19 protein-coding genes and 1 tRNA gene are annotated in these 23,209 nt (G+C 57.0%); 10 read left to right on the forward strand and 10 right to left on the reverse strand.

Annotated features, from left to right (window positions below; translation table 11 throughout):
* Positions 1-61: 61 nt before the first annotated feature.
* Complete coding sequence (locus tag GGR27_RS05105; protein ID WP_168036292.1) at positions 62-229, forward strand: hypothetical protein; 168 nt, start codon at positions 62-64, stop codon at positions 227-229.
* 105 nt (positions 230-334) lie between these two features.
* Entirely contained in the window at positions 335-988 is a 654-nt protein-coding gene (locus GGR27_RS05110) for a 4'-phosphopantetheinyl transferase family protein (RefSeq protein WP_168036293.1), read from the forward strand.
* Positions 989-1,001: 13 nt separating this feature from the next.
* Here GGR27_RS05110 and GGR27_RS05115 read toward each other — a convergent pair whose 3' ends face one another.
* From GGR27_RS05115 to GGR27_RS05125, 3 genes are all read right to left on the reverse strand, one after another.
* Positions 1,002-1,658: a hypothetical protein gene (locus tag GGR27_RS05115; protein ID WP_168036294.1), complete on the reverse strand. Its 657-nt coding sequence runs from the start codon at positions 1,656-1,658 to the stop codon at positions 1,002-1,004.
* 2 nt (positions 1,659-1,660) lie between these two features.
* Entirely contained in the window at positions 1,661-2,518 is an 858-nt protein-coding gene (locus GGR27_RS05120; RefSeq protein WP_168036295.1) for a hypothetical protein, read from the reverse strand.
* A 132-nt stretch (positions 2,519-2,650) separates the two neighbouring features.
* Entirely contained in the window at positions 2,651-4,060 is a 1,410-nt protein-coding gene (locus GGR27_RS05125; protein WP_168036296.1) for a phosphohexomutase domain-containing protein, read from the reverse strand.
* Between the two features lie 225 nt (positions 4,061-4,285).
* On the opposite strand from GGR27_RS05125, the gene GGR27_RS05130 reads away from it, so the two are divergent.
* Positions 4,286-4,909 carry a LysE family transporter gene (locus GGR27_RS05130; protein WP_168036297.1) on the forward strand — a complete coding sequence of 208 codons (624 nt, stop codon included), beginning with the start codon at positions 4,286-4,288 and terminating at the stop codon, positions 4,907-4,909.
* Positions 4,910-4,988: 79 nt separating this feature from the next.
* Here the strand turns inward: GGR27_RS05130 and murB are convergent, their stop codons facing one another.
* Both murB and GGR27_RS05140 read right to left on the reverse strand, forming a co-directional pair.
* Positions 4,989-6,026, reverse strand: coding sequence for a UDP-N-acetylmuramate dehydrogenase (gene murB / locus GGR27_RS05135; protein WP_168036298.1), 1,038 nt, complete (start codon positions 6,024-6,026; stop codon positions 4,989-4,991).
* Complete coding sequence (locus tag GGR27_RS05140) at positions 6,023-7,855, reverse strand: ABC transporter ATP-binding protein (RefSeq protein ID WP_168036299.1); 1,833 nt, start codon at positions 7,853-7,855, stop codon at positions 6,023-6,025. The genes murB and GGR27_RS05140 overlap by 4 nt, the downstream gene beginning before the upstream one ends.
* Positions 7,856-8,115: 260 nt before the next feature.
* Here GGR27_RS05140 and GGR27_RS05145 point away from each other — a divergent pair, with 260 nt between their 5' ends.
* A complete protein-coding gene (locus GGR27_RS05145) occupies positions 8,116-8,973 on the forward strand; it encodes a DUF6089 family protein (protein ID WP_168036300.1) in 858 nt (285 codons plus the stop codon).
* Positions 8,974-9,105: 132 nt separating this feature from the next.
* On the opposite strand, the gene GGR27_RS05150 is transcribed toward GGR27_RS05145, so the two are convergent.
* The 3 genes from GGR27_RS05150 to GGR27_RS05160 all read right to left on the reverse strand — a co-directional run bounded on the left by GGR27_RS05150 (position 9,106) and on the right by GGR27_RS05160 (position 13,450).
* Positions 9,106-11,673: a transglycosylase domain-containing protein gene (locus GGR27_RS05150; RefSeq protein WP_168036301.1), complete on the reverse strand. Its 2,568-nt coding sequence runs from the start codon at positions 11,671-11,673 to the stop codon at positions 9,106-9,108.
* Positions 11,674-11,914: 241 nt separating this feature from the next.
* Entirely contained in the window at positions 11,915-13,219 is a 1,305-nt protein-coding gene (gene rocD / locus GGR27_RS05155; RefSeq protein ID WP_168036302.1) for an ornithine--oxo-acid transaminase, read from the reverse strand.
* Between the two features lie 157 nt (positions 13,220-13,376).
* Positions 13,377-13,450: transfer RNA gene (locus tag GGR27_RS05160), tRNA-Ala, on the reverse strand.
* A 263-nt stretch (positions 13,451-13,713) separates the two neighbouring features.
* Here GGR27_RS05160 and GGR27_RS05165 point away from each other — a divergent pair.
* Both GGR27_RS05165 and GGR27_RS05170 read left to right on the forward strand, forming a co-directional pair.
* Complete coding sequence (locus tag GGR27_RS05165; RefSeq protein ID WP_168036303.1) at positions 13,714-14,187, forward strand: DUF1573 domain-containing protein; 474 nt, start codon at positions 13,714-13,716, stop codon at positions 14,185-14,187.
* A 156-nt stretch (positions 14,188-14,343) separates the two neighbouring features.
* Positions 14,344-14,943 (forward strand): hypothetical protein, encoded by a 600-nt coding sequence (locus GGR27_RS05170; RefSeq protein WP_168036304.1) that lies wholly within the window; start codon positions 14,344-14,346, stop codon positions 14,941-14,943.
* Between the two features lie 229 nt (positions 14,944-15,172).
* On the opposite strand, the gene GGR27_RS05175 is transcribed toward GGR27_RS05170, so the two are convergent.
* Both GGR27_RS05175 and GGR27_RS05180 read right to left on the reverse strand, forming a co-directional pair.
* A complete protein-coding gene (locus GGR27_RS05175) occupies positions 15,173-16,060 on the reverse strand; it encodes a hypothetical protein (protein WP_168036305.1) in 888 nt (295 codons plus the stop codon).
* Between the two features lie 12 nt (positions 16,061-16,072).
* Positions 16,073-16,402: a hypothetical protein gene (locus tag GGR27_RS05180; protein WP_168036306.1), complete on the reverse strand. Its 330-nt coding sequence runs from the start codon at positions 16,400-16,402 to the stop codon at positions 16,073-16,075.
* Between the two features lie 232 nt (positions 16,403-16,634).
* Here GGR27_RS05180 and GGR27_RS05185 point away from each other — a divergent pair, with 232 nt between their 5' ends.
* The 4 genes from GGR27_RS05185 to GGR27_RS05200 all read left to right on the forward strand — a co-directional run bounded on the left by GGR27_RS05185 (position 16,635) and on the right by GGR27_RS05200 (position 23,164).
* A complete protein-coding gene (locus GGR27_RS05185; RefSeq protein ID WP_168036307.1) occupies positions 16,635-16,850 on the forward strand; it encodes a hypothetical protein in 216 nt (71 codons plus the stop codon).
* 374 nt (positions 16,851-17,224) lie between these two features.
* Positions 17,225-18,403 carry a DegT/DnrJ/EryC1/StrS family aminotransferase gene (locus GGR27_RS05190; RefSeq protein ID WP_168036308.1) on the forward strand — a complete coding sequence of 393 codons (1,179 nt, stop codon included), beginning with the start codon at positions 17,225-17,227 and terminating at the stop codon, positions 18,401-18,403.
* 183 nt (positions 18,404-18,586) lie between these two features.
* A complete protein-coding gene (locus GGR27_RS05195) occupies positions 18,587-18,847 on the forward strand; it encodes a KTSC domain-containing protein (RefSeq protein ID WP_168036309.1) in 261 nt (86 codons plus the stop codon).
* A gap of 180 nt (positions 18,848-19,027) precedes the next feature.
* Positions 19,028-23,164 carry a DEAD/DEAH box helicase gene (locus tag GGR27_RS05200; RefSeq protein WP_168036310.1) on the forward strand — a complete coding sequence of 1,379 codons (4,137 nt, stop codon included), beginning with the start codon at positions 19,028-19,030 and terminating at the stop codon, positions 23,162-23,164.
* Positions 23,165-23,209 lie beyond the last annotated feature (45 nt).

Below are 23,209 nucleotides of genomic sequence, written 5' to 3' on the forward strand. Positions count from 1 at the left end.
GCCGATCCGCTACCCTACGCTACCGGTTTCATCCAACACACCTTTTCTAAAAAAGCAACCCATGAAGTATGTTTTCATCGCCTTAGTCTACTTCGCCGTAGGGTTCTTGTTTCCCGTGCTATCCCCCACCCTGACGATGATCCTGGGTGTATTGTTTGCGGTGTTTACCGTCGGAATCATTTTCACCCTGTACGATGACCGGCTCGACGACACGCCCTACGGAGGGTAAGTACCGTCACTTGCAATCATTTGATCAGTTGCCCCGTGCTCCCATCCTTATGGGCTCGGTGCGCTCCCCCACCCTACCTCCCCCGCCAAAGCGTCGCCTCCCTTTATGCCCGTTCAATTTCACGAGCCCCTACGTTCCCCCGGTGAGTGGGGCCTATTTCACATCACCGAAACGGAGGATGTTCTTCTTAACCAGGCCCACCTGTATACCGATGAGGCCCGACAATTAAGCCTCGTAAGGGGAAAGGGCCACCGAAAAGAGTTTCTGGCCGCGCGGATACTACTCCACCAAATGAGCGGCCGCAGTGTTCGGGGCGAATTACGTAAGGACACGGCCGGCAAACCCCACCTCGCGGATTCTCACTTCCACGTCTCCATTAGCCATACCGTCAACTACGCCGCCGCGGTGGCCCACCCCAACCCCTGTGGCGTCGACGTGCAGCGGATCGTTGGGAAGATCGCGAGGATCGCCCCTCGGTTCATGTCAACGGCCGAAACCGTGCAATTGAAGGAAACCAACAACCTCGTTCAGATGCACCTGATCTGGTCGGCCAAAGAAGCGATGTACAAAGCGTTCGGAAGGCGGCAAATTGATTTTAAGGAGCACCTCTACGTCGACCTCGGTAACTTCTCACTCTCGAACACTACCGCAGCGGCGGTGCTGCGAACGCCCGACGTCACGATGGTTTTCGACCTGGACTACCGCATTTTTGATGATTTCGTGGTCGTGGCCTGCGTAGAGAGCCTGAGTGGTGTTTAGGGCAAGCGATCAGCTACCGCACCTCAGACACCCGCCAAATCAACTTTTCCCCTCCCCTACTGACGGTACGGCGGCAAAGCAAGTTGTACGACATCCCAATTGCCCACGCATGCTTTTGCCGCAACTTGGCCGGCAGGTACATCACCCGCTGCCCCTCCTGGCTACTTAAGATCATTTTGCCGTCCGGATCAAGTTTAGTCAGCAGACCGGAATAAATCATCTCGGCCGGGCCTTCCGTTACGGCTGAAGTAACGTTCATCGCCCCTTCCCCCTTCAACTCTGCACCGGCGTCCGCGCCCAAAACCTCCGCGACGTAGATTAATGATGGGTCTCCGGCACCCATGTCCGACCAGTGGCGCTGTAACTGGGTGCCGTAAAAGTAGGCAACGAGTTCGGGGCATTGGGCGGAAAGCGGGGCGGCAATCGTATCGACCAGACTTTCCCGCCCGCGCCGACCACGGACGGAGAGTGCGTACTGACTACTGATCCGGTCCTCGTACTTACCGCTGATGCGAATCAAGCAGAGATTGGCTCGTCTGCGCATCGTTCGACCGCGCTCGTCCACCATGCAATCACAGATTTCACGTGCGAGGGTTGCCCGGAGCGTTGGTTGCGCGCTCAGCACGCCACCCAGTAAAACTAGCACGATCACGGAGAAGGATGTCTGCATGTTTATTCGGGCTGCACCAGCCATTTAGTACGCATCGAAGCGCTTTGCCCGGGCTCCAACCGGTAATAACCGCCCTGCAACTCAAACTCGGCAAACCCCAGCACCGGGTTGAGGTAAACCTCCAGGGGTGCCTGACCCGGTGCCACCTGGTTACGGCCGGTGATCATCGTCTGCTTGGTGAAGACGAGGCCGTCGTTGTAGTAACGAACCATCGTATCCCGCAGCGTCGCGTAAAATTTTTGTGGCTCAGCAACCTGATCGTCGAAGGGGATGACCGCCAGTTCCTCCCGCATTTCGAGCGGTAGTGGGCCTTCGTTCGTCCAGGCCGTGTCGCCAACGTAAAATTCCAGCCGCCCGGCGTAAGGCAACCGTGTGTTCTCCCAGGCCGCTACGGCGAGTGGCAGGTAGGATTCGTTCTTCACTTCGTACCCCAGGCCAAGCTCACCCGCCTGCGTCAGTTGGATTCTTTTTTCCAAACGTAGTTGCGAGGCCGAGTCCCGTTCACTCGTGAATACGTACACATTTTCGCGCAGTTTGCGCACCTCGTAAGGTTGAGTATCGAACGCCGGCGGCGGTGGCCAGTCCCAGTCCTCCTGCGGGCTCGTCCACACCGTGCTCCCGAACATGCGGCCATTTTGTTCCCTGCTCTGGTTCAGAATTTCCCGTCCGTCGTACGTGTAGGAGGTAATGCGCGCGCCGTACGCCGGGTCGATGGTCACGCTCACCTTCCCCCCGGCCAGCGTGATCGGCCCCGCGGGCACAGCACCTTCGGGCGCCCCGAGAGCTACCGGGGCGGGTGCATCGGAAGATTGGCAAGAGGCGAACAGAACGAGGCACAAGCAAACTGTAAAGGACCGCATAAATAAATGACGTTAGGTAAATATCTTAAATAAAAAAAAGCCACAAAAACACGTAAGCACAAAAAGAGACGTGCTGTCGCACCCTTCCGTGTTTCTGTGCTTTTGTGGCTAAAAACGAACGCTTGCGGTGATTTAGATACCCATCTCCGCCCGCCCCGCATCGAGGATCTTACGTACCTCCGCTTCGTCGGCGCCCTGCGCGTACACCCGCAGCACCGGCTCCGTACCGGAAGGACGTACCATCAACCACTTGTCGTCACCGTCCAGGTAGAACTTGGTGCCGTCGATGTGTTTCACGTCGGTCACTTGGTAAGGGCCGACCGTCTTGAACGGGTTTTCCTTAGCCTGCTTGACGATCTCCCACTTCCGGTCGTTGTCCACGTGGACGTCATCGCGGTTGCAGTTGAAAGAACCGACCTTGGCGTAAATCTCTTTGATCAGGTCCTTGAGGGATTTACCCGTCTTGGCCATGTATTCGGCAATCATCAGACCGATCCAGATACCGTCCCGCTCGGGGATGTGGCCGGAGACGGCGAGGCCGCCGGATTCTTCACCACCGACGATCACGTCGCGCTCGGCCATTATCTCAGCGATGTACTTAAAGCCGATCTTGGTTACTTCGTATTCTAGTCCGTACTGCTCGGCGAGCTGTTTGAGCTTATCGGTGACGGAGAAGGTCAGGATCACCTCACCTTTCTTGATGCCTTTGTATTCGTACTGGTACATGAGCAGCAGCAACAGGATGTGGTGGCTGTCCACGAAATCACCGTCGGCGTCGAACAGGCCGATCCGGTCGGCGTCGCCGTCGTTGGCGATGCCGAGGTCGAGTTTCGGGTTGTTCTTGATTACCTCGGAGAGTTCGGTCAGGTTACGGCCGATGGGTTCGGGGGCTTGTCCGTTAAAGCTGGGGTTCACCTCGCAGTGGAGGTGGGTGGCTTCGGGGAGTAACTTCATCATCGCGCTCTGGCCGGCACCGTACATGGCGTCGTAGGCAATGCCGATGCCGGAATTACGGATCAGGTCGACGTCAAACCCCTGGTGAACGTGGTCGATGTAGATTTTTTCGAAGTCGTGCTCTTCGACCAGTCCTTTCTCCTTCAACTCCGCGTAGGTCGGTAGGTCTTCCGGGACGGCGTCGGGAATGAGGTTTTCCACGGCCGTTACGTCGGCGGGGACGGATGGGCCACCCAGCTTCGACTTCAGTTTGTAGCCGTTGTAGCTAGCGGGGTTATGGCTGGCGGTGATGACGACACCGAGGTCAGCACCGGTTTTCACGACGCCAAGGCTTACCATCGGCGTTGAGATGTAACCGGGGGCCACGAGGGAAGTGATACCGTGCTTGCCGAACACCCGTGCGGTCGTCTCGGTAAACAATTCCCCACCAAAGCGGCAATCGTAGCCGATGACGACGCGCGTGCCGCCGTTCTGCTTAAGCCAGAGGGCGGTGCCTTCCGCCACGCGCTTCACGTTGTCAACGGTGTATTCCTGGGCGATGATGGCGCGCCACCCGTCGGTGCCGAATTTGATCTTTACTGGTTTCATAGTGCGTGGTTTGCTTATTTATTATTTTTTGTGGGGGTTTGTTCTTTTAGTCTGGTGGTTCGCTGGTCTACCGAGGTAAAGAACTACCAGATTACCGAACTATATGACTAACGGACTAAAACACCGCTAAAGGTATCAATTTCAAGACCCTCGCCGAGGTTCGTTTTTCCACCCAACTAATCCCCGCCGTTCTCCGGCCTGCCTCCGCTTTGTACATTTGCCGGCGTGGAATCCTTGCTCGGCTTTGCTTCCGGTCTCGGGACCGGCGTTTTCATCTGCCTGCTTCCGGGGATGCTGAACATGCAGGTAGTATCCACGTCTATTCGCATCGGACGGCAGAAGGGGTACGTTTTCTCGCTCGGGATGGCGGCGGTGATCGGTCTGCAGGCGGCCCTCGCGGTACTGTTTGCGGACTTACTGACCGGCGATTTACAGGTCGTGCCCCTGATTAAACAGTACGCGGTTCAAATCCTTGTCGTGCTGGCGGCGGGTTTCGTGGTGAAGGGTTTTACCGCGCGGGCGGCGCGCAAGGCGCACGTGGAAAAACATTACACCGGCGATCCGTTTCTGCGTGGCGTGATGATGAGCGCGATGAACGTGTTGAATATCCCCTTCATCTTCGCCATCGCGGGCTTCCTGGTGGCCAACAACTACCTCCCGGCAACACATACTGCGCGCATTCTATACGTCCCCGGCGTAGCGTGTGGTGCGTTGGCGATTTTTTGCTCTTACGCGCGGTTGGCGGACTGGATTCGGCGGAACGCAGCCTTCTTCACCCGCAATATCTATTTTTTCGTGGGGGGGCTACTGGCGGTGGGGGCAGTGGTGGAGGCGGTTCGGATTTACTGAGGCCTACGCTACGGACGTGTTTAACCGTGCACTAATGCAGGTACGAAGCGAACTACCACTAAAGAAAGCCGCCACTGGGTCACTCTTCCGGCACCAAACGCACTTCCCGCTCCAACCCCACGCCGAATTTTTCCCGTACCGCCCGCTGCACCCGCTCGCTGAAAGCCAGAATATCCGCCCCCGTAGCACCGCCGTGGTTCACCATCACCAGCGCTTGTTTGGCGTAAGTCCCCACCGGCCCCTCGCGCGCGCCCTTCAGTCCCGACCGATCGATTAGCCAGCCGGCGGGGAGTTTGACGTGTGCGGGGTCGATGGCGTAGGAGGGAGCGCCCGGATGGGTTTCCCTGATCTTTTCCAGCACGCTTAGCTCCACAACCGGGTTCTTGAAAAAGCTACCACTGTTGCCGAGGAAGAACCAGTCGGGAAGTTTGGAGCGGCGAATGTTCGTCACGGCCAGCGCTACGTCGGCGGGGGTCGGTTTTTCGACTTGGAGACGGGCTAATTCGGTATTGATCGCGCCGTACGTGGTGTTTACGGAGTCCGCTTCCTTACGCAGGCGGAAATCCACACCGGTAATCAAAAATCGCCCCGGCTCCCGCTTGAAGCGGCTATCCCGGTACCCAAAATCACACGCTTCCGGGCTCAAAGTCCGCGCGCCGTGGCCGTATTCCCATACGTGCACGGCGGCGATCACGTTTGCCACTTCCGCCCCGTAAGCACCAATGTTTTGTACCGGAGAAGCACCTACCGTTCCGGGGATCAGCACCAGGTTTTCCATCCCGCTGAGCCCGCGGTCCAATGTGTAGCGAACGAGTTGGTTCCAGTCCACCCCACCACCCACACGGAGTAGTACGTCTCCCTTACCAACTTTCTTGGCACCCGCGTCCGCGCCTCCAGGACCCAACTCTTCCACGCCACCGAGCAGCACGTGAACCGTGAGCCCCGGCACTGAATCTCGCAGTAAAAGATTGCTCCCACTACCCAAAACCAGGGCGGGCGTGCTTTTAAAAGCGTCACCACGCAACTGGCTCACGTCCGTTAACGGCAAGTAGGATTCCGCCACGGAAGGCAGTCCGAACGTATTTAATTTCTGCAGTTGGACGTCGTGACGAATCATTCGGCGATGGGCTCGAATTGAAGACGCGCCAGCGCCGAATAGCCACCGCCGGGGATGGCGCTCAACTCGTCGTGCGTGCCGGACTCGACGATGCGGCCGTTTTCGATCACGTAGATGCAGTCCACCTCGCGAATTGTCGCTAGTCGGTGAGCAATGATGATGCTCGTGCGGCCTTCCATCAGGCGGTTCAGGGCTTCCTGCACGACGCGTTCGCTTTCGGCGTCGAGGCTCGACGTGGCTTCGTCGAGCAGTAAAATAGCCGGGTCCTTGAGGATGGCCCGCGCGATGGCCACGCGCTGCCGCTGCCCGCCGGAAAGCTGGATACCACGGTCACCAACGACGGTGTCGAAGCCTTCCGGAAACTTGTCGATAAAATCCAGCGCGTTGGCCTTGTGGGCGGCCTCCCGGATCAATTCTTCGCTTGCGTTCAGGCTACCGTACGCAATGTTTTCCCGGATGGTGCCGCCGAACAACATGACCTCCTGCGGAACCAACGCGAGTTGCTCCCGGAAATCGTGCAGGTCGAACTCATTTACGTCGCGGCCGTCGACGCTAATTTGGCCGGAAGTCAGTGGGTAGAAGCGCAAGAGCAGCTTGACGATGGTCGATTTACCGCTGCCGCTAGCGCCGACGAGCGCTACTTTTTGACCCTGGCGGACCTCCAGGGAGATCGACTTCAGCACCTCGACGTCCGGCCGCGTGGGGTAGTTGAAGCGGACGTTGCGATAAACGATGTCACCGTGAAATTTAGATTTTTTATGCGTGGTCGCGGGTGCCGTGGAATTGGGAAGCGCGGGGTTGGGAATGGCTTCGACCTCTTCACTTTCCAGGATGTCCACCACGCGGTCGGAAGCACCGAGGGCCGAGACGATTTCCGTATAAAAACTACCCAGGCTCGCGATCGACCCACCGATCAGCGCAACGAAAATAACGAAGCTGAACAGGTCGCCGACCGGCAGATCACCCGACTGCACCAGCAGCGTGGCCCGGTAAACGATGTAGAAGAGCGCGCCGAACATGACCGTCACGATAAAAGCCGAGAACAGCCCCCGGGCGGAAGCCGTTTTCAGGGAGATCCGTACTGTCTCGTCGATACTCCGGGCGTAGCGGTCCAACTCGAATTCCTCGTTCGTGTATGCCTTGACGGTGGTGATGGACTGCAAACTTTCCTCCACGATCACGTTGGAGGCCGCCAGTTGCTCCTGGCGCGCCTTGGTCATTTTCCGGATGTAGCGACCAAAAAACATTGCCGCAATGACCACCACGGGGAAAATGGCCAGGCTAATGAGCGCCAGCTTACTCATCGTGAAAAAGATGTAGACGATCGCACCCAACAAAATAATTGACTGGCGCAGAAATTCAGCCAACGTCAACGCGAAGACACTTTGGATCTGCGTGATGTCGTTGGTAATGCGGCTACTCAATTCCCCAACGCGGTTACTTTCAAAGAAGGGAACCTCCAGGCGCAAAATTTGGCCGTAGAGGTCTTTACGGAGCGCGCCCATTGCTTTCTCGCTGACTTCTGCCTGAAGGCGGACACGTAAAAAGCTAAGGGGTGCCTGCACGATGAGCAGACCAAAGAGCAACATGAATATCTCCTGTACTGACAAATCGAACCTACCCTTGTCCTGCAGGACGTTGATCGCCTCACCGGGTAATTGCAAGAGCACGAGAAAAACCAGGGAGCTCAGTACCAGAATGATGAAACTCAGCAGAAACTTCCACTTAAATCGTTCTACGTAGTGAAAAATGCGGTAGGAACGCTGGAACTTCTCCTTCTTCGTGCGGCCGGAATCCGGCACTTCGGTCTTGTCGGTGCTTGCTTGCATAGTCTGGTCGCAAAGGAACGGTATTAAACCGAGGCTGGGTCAGTCGCCGGCCGTTTCGCGCGCTAAAATGACTGTAATTTCACGCGCCACCCGTTGAGTACGGGGGCAGTGGCGGAAGAAAGTGATGCCGCCGGGGCGAATAATCCGCTACCTTTGAAATTCTTAGCGCCAAAATACTGTTATAGGCTAGAATTTTCAATGCCGGGCGAACGGCACCCCCGAATTTACCCCCCTGAACTCTTAAGCTACCCACTGAAAATATGCGACTTCAACTGAATCAACTACTTCTTCTGGGCGTACTGGCCCTGTTTTCCACCGGGCTATCCGCCCAACTCGAGATTGGCGTAAAGGGTGGCTTTAGCGTTTACAGCGGCGATTATTCGCCCAGTACGTACGGTATCTTCGCGGATGATCTCAATTTTGCCGGAGGCGCTTACCTCCGTTACCGCCCGACGCAACGTTTCGGTATCCGGATCAACGGAAATTTTGGCCGCCTTTCCGCTGAGCGAGACGTGATTCTCCCCAACGAAACCGGCGAGCGCGTACGCTTCGAACGTAGTTTTCGCACCTCTCTTTCCGAATTCAATCTGGTCGGCGAGCTCGATCTTTTCTACCTGGGCGACCCGGACGCTAACTTCGTCGCTCCTTACGTCTACGCGGGCTTTGGGTTTATGAGCTTCAACCCCCAGTCACCCGACCGGGAAGGTAACCTCGTCGATTTACAACCACTACGTACCGAAGCGCAGGGTCAAGATAACAGCCGTTACGACGCGGCCCCCTACGAGCTCACCCAGATCGTTGGGATCATCGGTGGCGGCGTGCGCGTCCGGTTTGCCGACCGGTTTGTCGTCGGCCTGGAGATCGGCGGGCGCGTACCCGGGACGGATTACCTAGACGATACCAGCGACCGCGTTATCAATTATCAGGACGTACTGCGGGGGCCGGAAGGCACCACCGCCGCTTTCTTCTCAAACCCTACCGTCGTTAACCCGGGCGAAACGAATGACTTCGAGTACCGACGCGGTAGCGCGGCCAACGATTATTACCTCATCGGTAGCCTTACTTTTGGCATCACCATTGGTGAGGGTGGCAATAAGGGTGGTTGTTACAGTTTCTAAGAATACCGCCAGCTACCCCGTTAGTGTAAAACAAAGCCGCTGCTCTGTACCAGAGCAGCGGCTTTGTTTTACGTAGGTTACCGTAGTGCGATCACACCTTAAAAATTCACGACGCTAACTAAATAGCCTTCGCTAGAAGTCTGGGTTGTTGTTAATTCTTCCGCCCCCGAACGGATCGGTTTGCAGCGTTCCTTCCCCCCGCGGTTCATCCTCTTCGAAAACATCATCGTTCGAACCGGCGTAAGCATCGCAGTCAAGCTCGATGCCGAGGTCACCCCGCGGCCGGAAAAAGGCGCGCTGCGTGTCCCACTGCACTTTTTCGTCGTTCTGAACCGCTTTGACGAACTGGCGGAAAAAAGGTTTGGCCATGTGCGAGCCGCCACCGTAGCGCAGGGAACGGAAGCGAATCCACCGGTCGTCACCACCAACCCAGGTACCGACCACCAATTCCGGCGTGATGCCCATGTACCAGCCGTCCGTCTGGTCGTTCGTCGTCCCGGTTTTTCCACCCACCGGGCCCTTCACGCCGCCGAGGTTACCGACGGAAGCTTGCTGCAACATTCTGACCATGGTGAAGTTGGCCGCCGGGCTCAGGGCGCGGCGGTCATCGGGAATGTATTCGTAGACGACGCGGCCCGTCCGGTCAACGATCTTGGTGAGAAAGATCGGTCGGTTAAAAACGCCGTTGTTGCCGAAGGTGGTGTAAGCGCCGGTCATCTGCTGCACGGTCAGGTCGACGGAACCCAGGGCGATGGAGGGAACGGAAGGGACTTCGTCTTTGGGCAGACCCATGTTAGCGACCATGTTGCGCACGGGGTCGGGTGAGCCGAGTTCTTGCATCAGGTAGGCGGAAACGGAATTTACCGAGTTCTTCAGCCCACTGTACAGGTTCATGAATTCGCCAGAGTACCGGTTGTTAGCGTTTCTTGGTGTCCAGGGCTTTGTCAGGTAAAAGCTACCGTCGCCCGGAGAAATCGTAATGGGCTGGTCGAGCACTTCGAAGCAGGGGCTGATGCCGCGCAGGTCGACGGAGGCCGCGTAAACGAAGGGCTTGAACGTCGAGCCGACCTGTCGCTTTGCCGTGACGTGGTCGAACTGGAACCACTTGAAATTCACCCCGCCGACCCAGGTACGCACGAACCCAGTGGTCGGCTCCACGGAAAGGCTACCGATCTGGAGGATCATTTTGTGGTAGCGTACGCTATCCAGGGGCGTCATCAGCGTGTCGGTCTCCATATTGGGTTGGCCGTAGGCAAAGACACGCATCTTGGTTTCCGTACCGAAATCTTTCTTGACGGTCGTTTGCAGCTTTTTCCAGGCCGTCTTTACTTCGGCAAACGCGTCCATTTTCATGACGCGGCGGTACTCGGCGGCTAGTTTCTTACCGAGCAGGTTGCGGCGGACCAGGTCGCTGATGGTGGTGTTGTCCTCCAACTCCCGCATCATGCGGCTGACTTCGCGGTCGTCTTCGTGAAAGATGATGTTGCTATTGTCATTGATCTTGCGGAGTGCCGGCAGCAGGATCGCGCTGCGGTGGCGTTGGTACCGGTCGGACATGCGCAACGCTCGTTCCAGGCTTTGCTTGCGAATCTCAACGGGGATCTCCGTCTCACTACTTGGGCTTGCGTAATCCCAGGGGTCTTCTTTTTCCCAGTGCTTAAAAAACTCTTTTTGCAGCCCGGCCATGTGAATCGCCATTTGCTCCTCAGCGTGACGTTGCATGTGGGGATTGATGGTAGTGTAGAACGTGAGCCCATCGCGGTCGATGTTGTAGGCCTGGCCACCGGCTTTGTGGTACTGAGGTTTCGCGAGGATCTTCTTGGCTTCTTGCTTGAGTACTTGTCGGAAGAACGGTGCGATACCGTCGTCGTGCCGCTGGTTGGTGAAGACGATCCCGAGGGGAAGTTCTTTGAGCCGTTCGTATTCCGACTGGTCCAGGAACTCATTACGCACCATCTGGGCCATTACCGTATTACGGCGGTCGAGCACCAATTCGGGGCGGCGGAGCGGGTCGAAGTAGGAGGAATTTTTTAGCATCCCGATCAGGACGGCGGCTTCCTGGGTCTCGAGCTCGGCGGGAGACTTACCAAAATAGTTTTCCGCCGCGGCGCGAATGCCCTGGGCACCGTTGATGAAATCGTACCGGTTGAGGTACATAGCGATGATTTCCTGTTTGGTGTACTTGCGTTCCAGGCGAACGGCGATGATCCATTCCTTGAACTTCTCAAAACCCCGCTCGAAGATGTTGGCGGCCGCCGGGCCGGTGAACAGGAGCTTGGCTAACTGCTGGCTGATCGTGGAGCCACCGCCGCTACTTTCGCGCTGTAAAATACCGGTCATGATGACGGCGCGGGCCAGTGATTTGTAGTCGATGCCACTGTGTTCGTAGTAGCGTTCGTCCTCCGTGGCGACCAGTGCGCGTTCCAGGTTGGGGCTCAGTTCGTCGAAGTCGACCATCACCCGGTTTTCGAGGTAGTAGCGACCCAGGACGGATTCATCGGCGGCCAGGATACGGGTGGCTTCGTTGTTCTTCGGGTTCTCCAGTTCGACGACCGAGGGCAGGTCGGTAAAACTCAGGCCGACGAAGAACAAAATTGCGAAGACGGGGATCGCGATCACCAGCAGCCAGAGCCACTTCAACGTAGCGCGGTGACTATTACGGTTGACGTCGCCGTAGAGAAAATCTGTAATCTTAGACATGTAAGTTGGTTTAGACAACGGGCGCTACTGCCCCGGGCCCGGTGTGCTCGCCGGGGAAACGTATTGACCGCAAAGTTCGGTATAATCCGGTTAGCTCCGTGGCTCCAATTAGAATTCGCGGGGTTTGGTCTATTATTCGTTTATCAATACGTTTTAAACGAAAACGTGGGGCTGCATCCCACGCTACGAGAGACGCCCCTCCGGGACTTGATGAGAATTACCAACTTACTTTAGACCAGCATTATCTTGTTTTAGCCATCTTCTTAACGACACCACCAATGATACCGCAAGCTTCCAGCAACTGCGCTTCCGTAATAACCAGTGGCGGAGCGAAACGAATAATGTTACCGTGGGTGGGCTTTGCGAGCAAACCGCCTTCAGCGAGGGCGAGGCAAAAGTTCCAGGCGGTGTCGCTGTCCGGGCTGTCGTTGATGACCAGGGCATTGAGTAGGCCTTTGCCCCGGACTAGTTTTAGCAGGCCCGGGTACTGATCCACCAAACTTTGCATCTCGGCTCTGAACCTGGCACCCAGCGTCCGCGCATTCTGAATTAAATGCTCGTCGCGCACTACTTCGAGGGCTTCCATAGCGACGGCGCAGGCAACGGGGTTGCCACCGAAAGTGGAGCCGTGCTGCCCCGGCTGGATGACGTTCATGACCTCGTCGTCGGCGAAAACGGCGGACACAGGATACACGCCACCGCTCAGGGCCTTACCCAAAATGAGGATGTCGGGCCGCACGTAGGTCGCCGGCTGGCGCTCGCAGTGGCCGGCGCAAGCACAGTCGCCACAGATCCGTAGCAGCGCACCGGTTCGCGCGACGCCCGTCTGAATTTCGTCGGCAATGAAGAGCACGTTGTGTTTTTTACACGCGGCGGCGACGGCCTCGATGTAGCCATCCTGCGGCACGAAGACGCCGGCTTCCCCCTGGATCGGCTCGACGAGTACGCCGGCGATCGTGGCCGGATCGTTCCCCACGGCGGCTTCCATGGCGGCAATGTCTCCGTAGGGGACACTTTCGAAGCCGGGTGTGTAGGGACCGAAATTATCGCGCGCGCCCTGGTCGGAGGAGAAGGAGATGATGGTCACCGTCCGTCCGTGAAAGTTCTGTCCGCAGACAATAATGCGGGCCTGGTTGTCGGGGATTCCCTTCTTCTCGTAGCCCCATTTCCGGCAGATCTTGATGGCCGTCTCGACGCCTTCCGCGCCGGTATTCATGGGGAGCACCTTATCGAAAGCGAAATATTCCGTGACGTATTTTTCGTAGACGCCCAGTTGGTCGTTGTGAAAAGCCCGGCTGGTAAGCGTCAGTTTTCGGCTCTGCTCCACCATTTTGTCGACGATCCGCGGGTGGCAGTGCCCCTGGTTCACGGCGGAGTAGGCACTCAGAAAATCGTAGTAATGTTTGCCATCGACGTCCCAAACGTGGCAACCTTCCCCTTTCGCGAGGACGACGGGTAGCGGGTGGTAGTTGTGCGCGCCGTGGCGGTCTTCGAGGTCGATAAATTCGGCGGCGGTGGTGGCGGTAGCGTCGATGGTCTGGTTCATAACGGTTGGTTGAGGCGGGGTAAAGGGGCGCGGACGCGGGTGCAAGGTAACGTAGGGACACGCAAGGAAGATGTGCTGGATAAGCAACTTACCTGGCCGCTTACCGGCCCGAAATCAAAAAACCCCAACTCGAATAAACGAGTCAGGGTTTCGGAAGTGGAGAATACCAGAGTCGAACTGGTGACCTCTTGCATGCCATGCAAGCGCTCTAGCCAACTGAGCTAATCCCCCGGGCGGCCGCAAAGATATGTGGTCGAATTTTAACAACCAAGCACTCCGAATAAGTTTCTTCATTATTTCGGCCGGGGCGGGTTAGCATTTTTTTTGCAAAGTATTAACGTCCCGCCGGTAACCCCAACCGTGGCTAATGCGTCTTAACGAAGTTCCTTTGATCGATGAACCGACGGTCACTCTTCACACCGCTTAGCTTAACAAGGCGTTAACCGGTGGCGATCCGGCGAGTTCTTATCTTTGCCAACAGTAAAATAATCAACATGACACGTTTCTTTCTTCTTCTCCTACTCTCTTGCGTTACAACTTTCAGCGTTCAGGCTCAAGTGATGGCCCCAGCTGAAACCACCGAAGTCACCAGCGGCCCCCAAATGACTTTTGAGACGACCGAACTCGACTACGGTGAAATCATGCAGGACAGCGAGCCGTTCCGCGTGTTCAAGTTTACCAACACCGGTACCGAGCCCGCCCTCATTATGAACGCCCGTGGCTCCTGCGGTTGCACCATTCCCAGCTACTCCAAAGCTCCCCTCGCCCCCGGTGAGACGGGCGAAATCAAGGTTCGTTACGACACCCATCGCATCGGCCAATTCCGCAAGCGCGTGACGCTAACGACCAACGTACCCGGCGAGCCGATCGTGCTTACGATTAAGGGCAAAGTCGACGAGAAGCCAGCCGAGCCCGCTGCCGTTCCCGCCAGTGAGGAGGGTATGTTCAATGCTGGTGGACGGAAGTAGGCGGTAGGCTGGCCCGTTCCGGTGTATTCTTCACTTACCTGGAAGCCATCAAGATTTCTCTTGCATCGTGCCAGATTGTAGCCCGAAGTATTACCCAAACGCCTCGTTCCCTTACCGGAACGGGGCGTTTATGATTTGGGTGCTAGTTTTACCGGTATGGTGCACCCTTACCGATCCCGCAACCTAGCCGAGCTAGCGCAGCAACTTAACTTTTCGTTCAGCGAGGAAGATGATTATGGTTTGCTACCGCAGTTGCGTGACTTTCAGTTATTTTCCGAGGGGCGCAACCGCAGCATCAAGCGAGTGCTACGCCACCAGCACGGGCTGATGGATTTTGACATCGCTATATTTGATTACAGCTACACGCGGTGGTCGGGTTCGAAGTCGAATAAGGACAAACAGATTTACCAGACGGTATTTTTCGTCCAGAGCCAGCAATTAGGCCTCCCGGAAATGTACTTACAACCGGAAACGCTACTGCACAAACTCGGGGAGTTGCTTGGGTTCAAGGACATCGACTTCGTACGTTTTCCGAAGTTTTCCGGCCAGTACCGCCTTACGGGGGGCGATGAGGAATACATCCGGCACCACTTTACGGACGAGGTGCTCAATTACTTTACCGTTAATAAAGAATGGTCGGTAGAAGGGCTGGGTTTCTATTTACTCTTTTACCGAAAGGGGTGGTTGATTCCCAGCGCGGAAATCGAGCGGTTCTACCGGCGGGGGCGGGAGGTGTTTGGGTTACTGGGAGAGTGAGATGGGGCGGTGCAGTATGGTAAATTTATCTAGCTGGGTGAATAGAAAAGATCATCGGATAGATCATAAGCGTGGGGGTAAATTCGCTGCGCGGCTACTTCGTGGTCACCACGAAACGATAGACGCCCCTCCGGGCCTAAGACCAATCATCTCGTTAAAACCCTGGCACCCGCGGCGCATGAGCTAGTCCCGCTCTCAATTGGGGTGACCGCGCAAAAGATCCACGTTGCTAGGATTTAACCCCCGCGCGTCGATTTCTTCGGGCTACTTTCCTAGCTTCCTTACGGCTCCGCTTCGCGGCCCGTCTGTCGAATTTCAATTGCTCCTTCTCCGACATTTGGTAACCGACCAGGTGTAAGTCACTCAGTTCGCGCAATACGATGGCGGCGGTGACCGAAGTAACCAGCGGACCGACGATTGCCCCCAGGAGGGGAATTTTGAGCATGAAGAACAAGGGTAAGCCCAGACCCACGCAGATACCGACGTAACTGCGCCACAGATTGCGGCTACTTTGCAGGATACTCAGGTGAAACTGCTCGTTATAATTGTCCGCGATGACGAAACCCAACAGCGCGGAACTAATGAGTACACTGAGCGGTACGCCAATGACGGAAGGTAAGCTGCCCGTTATTATTCCAACGGACGCGCTTTCAATCACCAGCGCCCAGAAAGACACGATTAGCATTCGCTTCTGCGCCCTGAGAAAGGGTTTAAACAGGTGCGCGTTTTCTACCTGCTTACCAAGAATAACGACCAGGCTGCGGCGCATAAAGTGGTAGATGACGACTTCCAAAAGCACCAAAATTACCCACTTCAGCGCCCCGTCGGAAAGAGACTCGTAAGCAGCCTGCGTGAACCTGACGAAGACGTTGTCGGAAGAGATGAACAGGGCTTGCATCACCCCCTCGTCGTAATGCTCGCTCACGATGTTGACCATCTCGCCAATCATGTAAACCCCGACGATAATGGCGATGTAAAGCAACGCGCGGGACACCCAACCGTACTGCCGCAGCCCCTCCCACAATTTGTGGCGCCACATAAATCGCCACGCCCGGGAAAACGCCAGGAGCGTGTAGAAAAATTCGTGAACGCCTTTCAGAAACCGCTGGGTTGACATCGAACTGGGGGTTTACTGTGCGGTTGTTGCCCGGCAGCGGGCGAGGTCACTCTCGGCGACCGTTAACCGCCTTCTCAAGTCGGTGATCTCGCTGCGCATGTTGTTGACGCTTGCGGCGGTGGCCGGTTGCCCGGAAGTCGTCCGGTTCGGATCGTACGCCTCTCCGGCGGGGCGGTGATTATTATAGTCCTGCTCGCTGGTACCGTCGGAACCGAACCAACCCTGGATCTTGGCCAGCGGGTCTTCACCGTTGTAATAGCTCGCCCCGAAATAAGCCAGCGGTAGAAAAAACAGGAGGAAAAGAACCAACCGACTGAAACCGGTCATTTTAGTGCGTGCCATGGGGGATGTATTATAGTTATGCTACAAATAACGGCTCAGCGGGCGAAAGGGTGCACACCGTTTCTACTAAAGTCTGGGAATAGTCGACCGAACCGCCGCGCCGCACGCACAGCAACAAGGCGTGCGCGTAAATCACGCCCGTGCGTGAACACGCGCGCCGGGAATCACCTTTATACTTGCAATCGACGCGGCAGTCAACCGATTGCTAATCAATGTACTAAATCCGCCAAACATGAACAACCGTAGAACCAGCCAACGTTATTTCACGCCCAACGGCGCTTCGTCAGTATTCGCAGAAAGCACGGACGATGACAAGACCAAGAAGACGCAAGACCCGGACAAAAACAACACCGACGCGCCCGACGCTACCGATGACGATCTCCAGAACGTCGACAAAAGCAAAGGCGGATACGGCGGCGGTAGTGGCTTTAGCCCGGACCGGACGTAAGACTGATCTCAAGAATGCTTCAAATTAAATGGACCACTTTCTGGCTTTGCCGGGAGGTGGTTTTTTTAGGAAGATTAGGAGAATTAGGCGGTAGGCTGGTGGGCGGTAGGCAGATTAGGCGGTAGGCTGGTAGGCTGGTAGGCTGGTAGGCGGTAGGCTGGTAGGCGGTAGGGCGGTCAGCGCTTCGCTACTCGTGAAAAATCTTTAGTGCATCGAATATCAAGTAGGCATTCATTTAAATTAATTGTCAAAATCACCAACCTACCGCCTACCGCCTAATCTTCCTACCAGCCTACTACCTACCGCCTAGTCCTCCTAACCCCTATCTTCGCCCAACATCAGATTCTTTCCAGCAAACTAACCCCTCCCTCCCCATGGCAACCCCCACCGCACCCGACGGCCGCGCCCAGCTTCCACCCGTCGCTAACATTCAGATGGTTGACCTAAAAGCGCAGTACGAAGCCATGCAGCAGGAGGTCGATGGGGCCATCATGGAGGTCGTGCGCAGCGGCGCATTTATTAACGGGCCGGCGGTCAAAAATTTCCAAGCCGCGTTGGAAAGATTTTTGGGCACGGACCACGTGGTTCCCTGTGCCAATGGCACGGATGCACTCCAGATCGCCCTCATGGCGCTCGGTTTAAGTCCGGGTGACGAGGTCATCGTGCCGGCCTTCACTTACGTAGCATCCGCGGAGGTAATCGCTCTACTGCGTCTAAGCCCAGTAATGGTAGACGTAGACCCACGTACTTTTAACGTTCGGGCGGAGGACATCGAAGGGGCCATCACGGACAAAACCCGGGCCATCATTCCCGTGCACCTCTACGGCCAGAGTTGTGACATGGAGCCCATCATTGCGCTGGCACAAAAGCACCACCTGTACATCGTGGAGGACAACGCGCAGGGTATCGGCGCCGAGTACACGTTCAGCGACGGCCGGGTGCAGCGTACCGGAACGCTCGGCGACATCGGCTGCACGAGCTTTTACCCCAGTAAGAACCTGGGGGCGTACGGAGACGGCGGGGCGATTAACACGGATTCACTCGAGCTGTCCAAAAAGCTGCGTAAAGTCGCCAACCACGGCCAGGGGCGGCGGTATTACCACGACTTAGTTGGGTGCAACTCACGCCTCGATTCCATCCAGGCGGCGGTGCTCAACTGCAAGCTTCCGCGGCTGGCCGGTTATAACGAGCGGCGCAACCGGGCGGCGGATTTTTACGACGCGCACCTCCAGGGTTTAACCGGGCTACTCACGCCGCAACGGCAGGAAAACAGCACCCACGTTTTCCACCAGTACACCCTACGTATTGATGGCGGGCGGCGCGAAGCCCTACAGGAGCACCTGAAGGAAGCCGGCATTCCCAGCATGATTTACTACCCCGTCGCGCTCTACGATCAGGAAGCCTTTCGGGGAACGGCCGCCAACAAAATCGATTTTCTCCCCAATACGGACTTACTCACTAAAGAGGTGATTTCCTTGCCGATGCACAGTGAGCTGGACGAGCATACCCTGGCGTACATCACTGACTCGGTGCGCACGTTCTTTGACCGGTAATTTCAAACATTTTTTTTGGCAAGGTGAATTTTGCGCGGTCGCGGGTGCCACGGGAGTTCGTGAGGCCAGGTTATTTGGGCGGTGAATAGGTAAATCCGGCAAACATAAAGTTTGATTACTTTCAACAAATTGTTGTAAACGATGTTTTCTCCGTAGCAATACGCTCCAGAAAACTACTACGTTATGGCACTCCCAGTCGTTCTTCAGAAGGTCAAGTCTACGATGCTGTCCGAAATGGGTTACCTGCGTTCCGCCGAAACGCTCTTCGTTCGTTTCCGCAGCAACGGTGCGCTGTACGCTTACTTCAAAGTCCCCGCGGTGCACTGGCAGCGGATGCGGGCGGTCAACAGCGTCGGGCGGTACGTCCAAAAGAATATCTTTAAGCAGTACCCTGCCGCCCGAATTAGCGAAGGAGACAAGCCGGAAACGCGTGAGGCGGCCTAACCAAAAAACCTATATTATGTGTTTGGCGCAAATGCGTTTTCTCGATAGAGTTCCGCTTCAGTCGGTGGAGTGATATCGAGTTTGATCGTCAATGAATGATCGAGTAGCCAGACGGTCGTGCGGAAAGCTCGCCGAACCCGTAACTTGCGCCAACTCTCCAGCCCGCCCCGCAAAACCAAAATGCTCACAGCCCGACCACCGCTTCCCTTATCCAGCCACCAACGCCGTAAGAAAGACGTCCTCTCCCTCGAGTACGACGAATTTCTGCACCTCGTGACGATCATGCTTTTCGGCTACGAGGTTTCGGTGTACGACCTCTACCAGACGACCAAGGCCATCACCCACAGCCGCAGCACGGCCACGACGGAGCGGATCGTAGCTAAATTAGCGCAGGCGGAGATGACTTTTTCCACCTGGCGCACGGTCGGCCTTTCCAATGATTACCGGCTCCCGACGGTTTTTGCGTCCGACCAACTCCAACCGGGCCACCTCCGTACGCTCGTCTCGACGATCAACACCCTCAAATCTTACCCCAGCGGAGACTCCGCTCACTCGCGCTACGGGCGGCGCTACGCGGACGTGAGCATTCGCGCGGTGCATAAATTACTGCAGAACGAAGCCCGGCAGTTTCGCTCACTCTACGGGGAACTAACGGAAACTACGCACTACCTCCACTACGAACGGTCCACGGCACTGGCCTCCGTGCAGGATATCCTGGGGACAATCGACTGGCCGTTCTGGGAAGCCCGCAAGGACGTTTTCAAGGACCTCGCCTGGCTCACCTTTCAGAGCAAGTATACGAAGTGGGACGAAGAAACGCCGCAGCGCCTGGAGCCGGCGCTGATTAGCCTCTTCGACACCGCGCAGCGGCTGCCGGAAACCGCCCGGGCCGCCCTCCTCCTCGGTTTTCATTACTACCGGGAGCAACCGGACCTCTACCCCGGAGACGCGGGATTACGGCTGGTGGCCGACTTAACTTCCGGGCGTACGCCGGCACCTGGCAACTCGACTGACGGGGCAAGCATACAAGCGGCGGAGAGTGAGCCGGTCGGTTTTGTGGAAATCATTCAAACGGCCTACGCGTACGGCCGGGGCGACCGGAATGCGGACTGGCTTAAGCGAACCGTCGGCACCTTTACGATGAGTAATTATCCGCTGTCCATCAACTGTTTCCTGGCCTTCGTCATGGTGGAAACGGGCGACGCGGAAGGTGGGGAAAAACTTTACGCCGCCCAGTTTACCCCGGCGCTCAAACACCCGCTGGACTGGCTCGTGGTACTCTGGTGCGCCGGCTGGATGGGCTACAAGCTGCGGACCTCTCAGCTAAACAGCTTGGTAGCGTCACTGGAAGAAGGCGCCTTCGACGGTCTGCCCTGGCTACACGGAGAAATTCTGTACGCCCTGCGTTCCGTGGCACCACAAACCGCCGAGCAGCACGCCCTAAAAATAGGGGCGCTGACGCAGGTGCCGGGTTCTTCCGCGCTGCGGGACGTCCTCCCCCAAAAACCAACCTGGGCCTACACCTTACGCCAGCTCCAGTACGCCACCGGTGAGGGGAAAGTAGCTGAGGAAGCACCTCAATTCCGTACGATCTGGATCCTGGACTTTGACGCGGCGGAGGTCATCTGTAAGGAGCAGAAGATGGGTAAGACCGGCTGGAGCAAGGGTCGCAAGGTAAAGTGGTCGGAGTTGATCACTCCCAAAAACGCTGCCGTACTGGAGGAAGCCGACGGTCGCGCGGTCCAGGCGATCTCCCTCAACGACGGCCGGGCCGTCCGCGCCGGTGGGTACTACTCGGAGGACATGCTTTTCGTTAGCTTCGGCCGGATGCTGTACGAGATCGCCGACCATCCCCGCATCTACCTCGGCGACAAGAAACGTATTCCGCTCGACCTGCAACGCGCCGAAGCCGAGCTGCAGATTAGCGAAACCGCCACCGGCCTCCAACTCCGGTTCGACCCGCCCGTCGAGACGGCCGGCTTCGTCTGGCGCAAAGAAACCCCCACGCGGTACAAAGTCTACCACCTCAGTGAAGAGCAGGCCCAGATTGCCTTTTCGGTTGGCGACGGCGTCGAGATCCCCAACACCGAGCGCGCCGCCGTGGAGGCCGTCGTGGAAAGTATTCGCCCGCGCGTCCAGGTGCAGTCAACGCTCGACCTGATCGACGAAGACCTGGAGACGACCGTCGGTAGCACTAAGCCCTGCTTCCACCTCCTTCCCTTTGGGGAGGGCTATAAGGTCGAGCTCTACGTCAAGCCCGTTACCGACCAAAGTTTCTACTTCAAACCCGGCGACGGGCTGCCCCGCAGCATCGTTGTCCTGGAAGAAGGCCGGCGCATCCTGGAACGAAACTTAGCCGAAGAGACCGCCGAGGCCGCGGAGGCGATCCTCTCCTGCCCCACCCTGGCCCGCACGCCGCAGGAGAACTACGAATGGGCCATCAAGGACACCCAAACGGCCTTGCGAATTTTATTGGAGCTCCGAAAACTGGTCCTTGCGGATTTAGCCAGCATCGAACACCCAAAGGGAGAAAAACTCCGCATCGTCGGGGAGGCAGGCCAGAATGAGCTGGCCATCAAAGTTGGTAAGAGCCGCGACTGGTTCGAAGTGGACGGTCAGCTTACGGTGAACGAAGAAAAGGTAGCCAGCCTCCAGTCTTTATTGGAGCACCTCAAAGCCCAACGCGACAACCCCTTCATCGAACTTGCCGACGGTGAGTTCCTGGCCATCACGGATGACCTACGGGACAAAGTCCTGGAAATGGAAGGCTTACTGCACAGCAAGGCCAAGGGGCTCCAACTCCCGACGCTCGCTGCCGGTGCCTTCGACGCCATCGCCGAAGACCTGGCCGACGTAGAGTTCGACGACGAATGGCGCTCGGCGCTGGACCGGATCGAACGGGCGGAGAAGATCCGACCGCGCGTGCCGAAACACTTCAACGCGGAGCTTCGCGACTACCAAACGGAAGGATACCGGTGGATGATGCGCCTGGCGGAATGGGGCGTCGGAGGTTGTTTAGCGGACGATATGGGGCTGGGCAAGACCGTACAGGCGCTCGCCATGCTGACGGCCCGAGCGGATCGGGGACCCGCCCTGGTTATCGCCCCGGCCTCCGTAACGCGGAATTGGCTACGAGAAACGGAGAAATTCGCTCCGGGATTGATTCCGATCCTCATCGCTTCGAGCCAGGACACCCAGCTTTTGTCAGAACTCGGCACCGGCGACCTCGCCCTGATCAGCTACGGCCTACTCCCCTTTATCGGCGAAGAACTCGAAGAAATTGAATGGGCGACCATCGTGATCGACGAAGCGCAGGCGATCAAGAATTCGGCGACGAAGCGGGCGAAGATCGTCCAAAACCTACGCGCCGATTTTAAGCTAGCGACAACGGGGACACCGATCGAGAACCACCTCGGAGAACTCTGGAGTCTGTTCCGATTTCTCAACCCCGGCCTGCTCGGCAGCAAGCAGGCGTTCAACGGGAAGTACAACCGGCCCATCGCGGTGAACGGGGACGAGGACCGGCGCGAGGCACTCAAAAACCTCGTCAAGCCCTTCATTCTGCGGCGGCGCAAGGATCAGGTACTGACCGAGTTACCACCCAAAACGGAGATCACGCTGGCCGTTGATTTGAGTGAGGAAGAAAAGGCACTGTACGAAGCCATGCGGCGGCAGGCACTCAAAGAGATCGCGGAGGCGGGCGAGCAGGAGAAACGATTTAAAGTGCTCGCGCAACTGACTAAACTTCGGCAGGCCGCCTGCCACCCACGCCTGGTGCGGCCCACCAGCAAGATCGGTTCGGCTAAGCTCGCGCTGGTCGGTGAAACGCTGCTCGAAATCCTCGAAAGTGGCCACAAGGCACTCATTTTTTCCCAGTTCGTCAAGCACCTCAAGATCGTCGAAAACTGGGTGAAGGGCCAGGGCATTTCTTACCAATACCTCGATGGCTCCACGCCGGGCAAAAAACGCGAGGAGGCCGTGAATGCTTTTCAGGCGGGCGAAGGACAGGTATTCCTGATCAGCCTCAAAGCCGGCGGCACGGGGCTGAACCTGACGGAAGCCGATTACGTCCTGCACCTCGACCCCTGGTGGAACCCGGCGGCGGAAGACCAGGCGAGCGACCGGGCGCACCGGATCGGCCAGCAACGACCGGTGACGGTTTACCGATTCGTTAGCCAGGGCACGATCGAAGAGCAGATCATTGCATTGCACGCGGACAAGCGGGACTTGGCGGATCAGATTTTGAGTGGAACGGGCAAGGCCGGGAAACTCGGGGTGGCGGAGATTCTTACTTTGATTAATGATCCTTTGGGATAAATCACCGGAATAGATACGCAGGAGATTTTTTGCCACAGAAACACA

This window comes from Neolewinella antarctica (genome assembly GCF_011927835.1).
Classification (GTDB): Bacteria; Bacteroidota; Bacteroidia; order Chitinophagales; family Saprospiraceae; genus Neolewinella; species Neolewinella antarctica.

Excerpts from the sequence above, each read along its gene's own strand:
- GGR27_RS05105 (WP_168036292.1), top strand. The coding sequence starts at position 62 with ATGAAGTATGTTTTCATCGCCTTAGTCTACTTCGCCGTAGGGTTCTTG.
- GGR27_RS05110 (WP_168036293.1), top strand. The coding sequence starts at position 335 with ATGCCCGTTCAATTTCACGAGCCCCTACGTTCCCCCGGTGAGTGGGGC.
- GGR27_RS05115 (WP_168036294.1), bottom strand. The coding sequence starts at position 1,658 with ATGCAGACATCCTTCTCCGTGATCGTGCTAGTTTTACTGGGTGGCGTG.
- GGR27_RS05120 (WP_168036295.1), bottom strand. The coding sequence starts at position 2,518 with ATGCGGTCCTTTACAGTTTGCTTGTGCCTCGTTCTGTTCGCCTCTTGC.
- GGR27_RS05125 (WP_168036296.1), bottom strand. The coding sequence starts at position 4,060 with ATGAAACCAGTAAAGATCAAATTCGGCACCGACGGGTGGCGCGCCATC.
- murB (WP_168036298.1), bottom strand. The coding sequence starts at position 6,026 with ATGATTCGTCACGACGTCCAACTGCAGAAATTAAATACGTTCGGACTG.
- GGR27_RS05140 (WP_168036299.1), bottom strand. The coding sequence starts at position 7,855 with ATGCAAGCAAGCACCGACAAGACCGAAGTGCCGGATTCCGGCCGCACG.
- GGR27_RS05145 (WP_168036300.1), top strand. The coding sequence starts at position 8,116 with ATGCGACTTCAACTGAATCAACTACTTCTTCTGGGCGTACTGGCCCTG.
- GGR27_RS05150 (WP_168036301.1), bottom strand. The coding sequence starts at position 11,673 with ATGTCTAAGATTACAGATTTTCTCTACGGCGACGTCAACCGTAATAGT.
- rocD (WP_168036302.1), bottom strand. The coding sequence starts at position 13,219 with ATGAACCAGACCATCGACGCTACCGCCACCACCGCCGCCGAATTTATC.
- GGR27_RS05165 (WP_168036303.1), top strand. The coding sequence starts at position 13,714 with ATGACACGTTTCTTTCTTCTTCTCCTACTCTCTTGCGTTACAACTTTC.
- GGR27_RS05170 (WP_168036304.1), top strand. The coding sequence starts at position 14,344 with ATGGTGCACCCTTACCGATCCCGCAACCTAGCCGAGCTAGCGCAGCAA.
- GGR27_RS05175 (WP_168036305.1), bottom strand. The coding sequence starts at position 16,060 with ATGTCAACCCAGCGGTTTCTGAAAGGCGTTCACGAATTTTTCTACACG.
- GGR27_RS05180 (WP_168036306.1), bottom strand. The coding sequence starts at position 16,402 with ATGGCACGCACTAAAATGACCGGTTTCAGTCGGTTGGTTCTTTTCCTC.
- GGR27_RS05185 (WP_168036307.1), top strand. The coding sequence starts at position 16,635 with ATGAACAACCGTAGAACCAGCCAACGTTATTTCACGCCCAACGGCGCT.
- GGR27_RS05190 (WP_168036308.1), top strand. The coding sequence starts at position 17,225 with ATGGCAACCCCCACCGCACCCGACGGCCGCGCCCAGCTTCCACCCGTC.
- GGR27_RS05195 (WP_168036309.1), top strand. The coding sequence starts at position 18,587 with ATGGCACTCCCAGTCGTTCTTCAGAAGGTCAAGTCTACGATGCTGTCC.
- GGR27_RS05200 (WP_168036310.1), top strand. The coding sequence starts at position 19,028 with ATGCTCACAGCCCGACCACCGCTTCCCTTATCCAGCCACCAACGCCGT.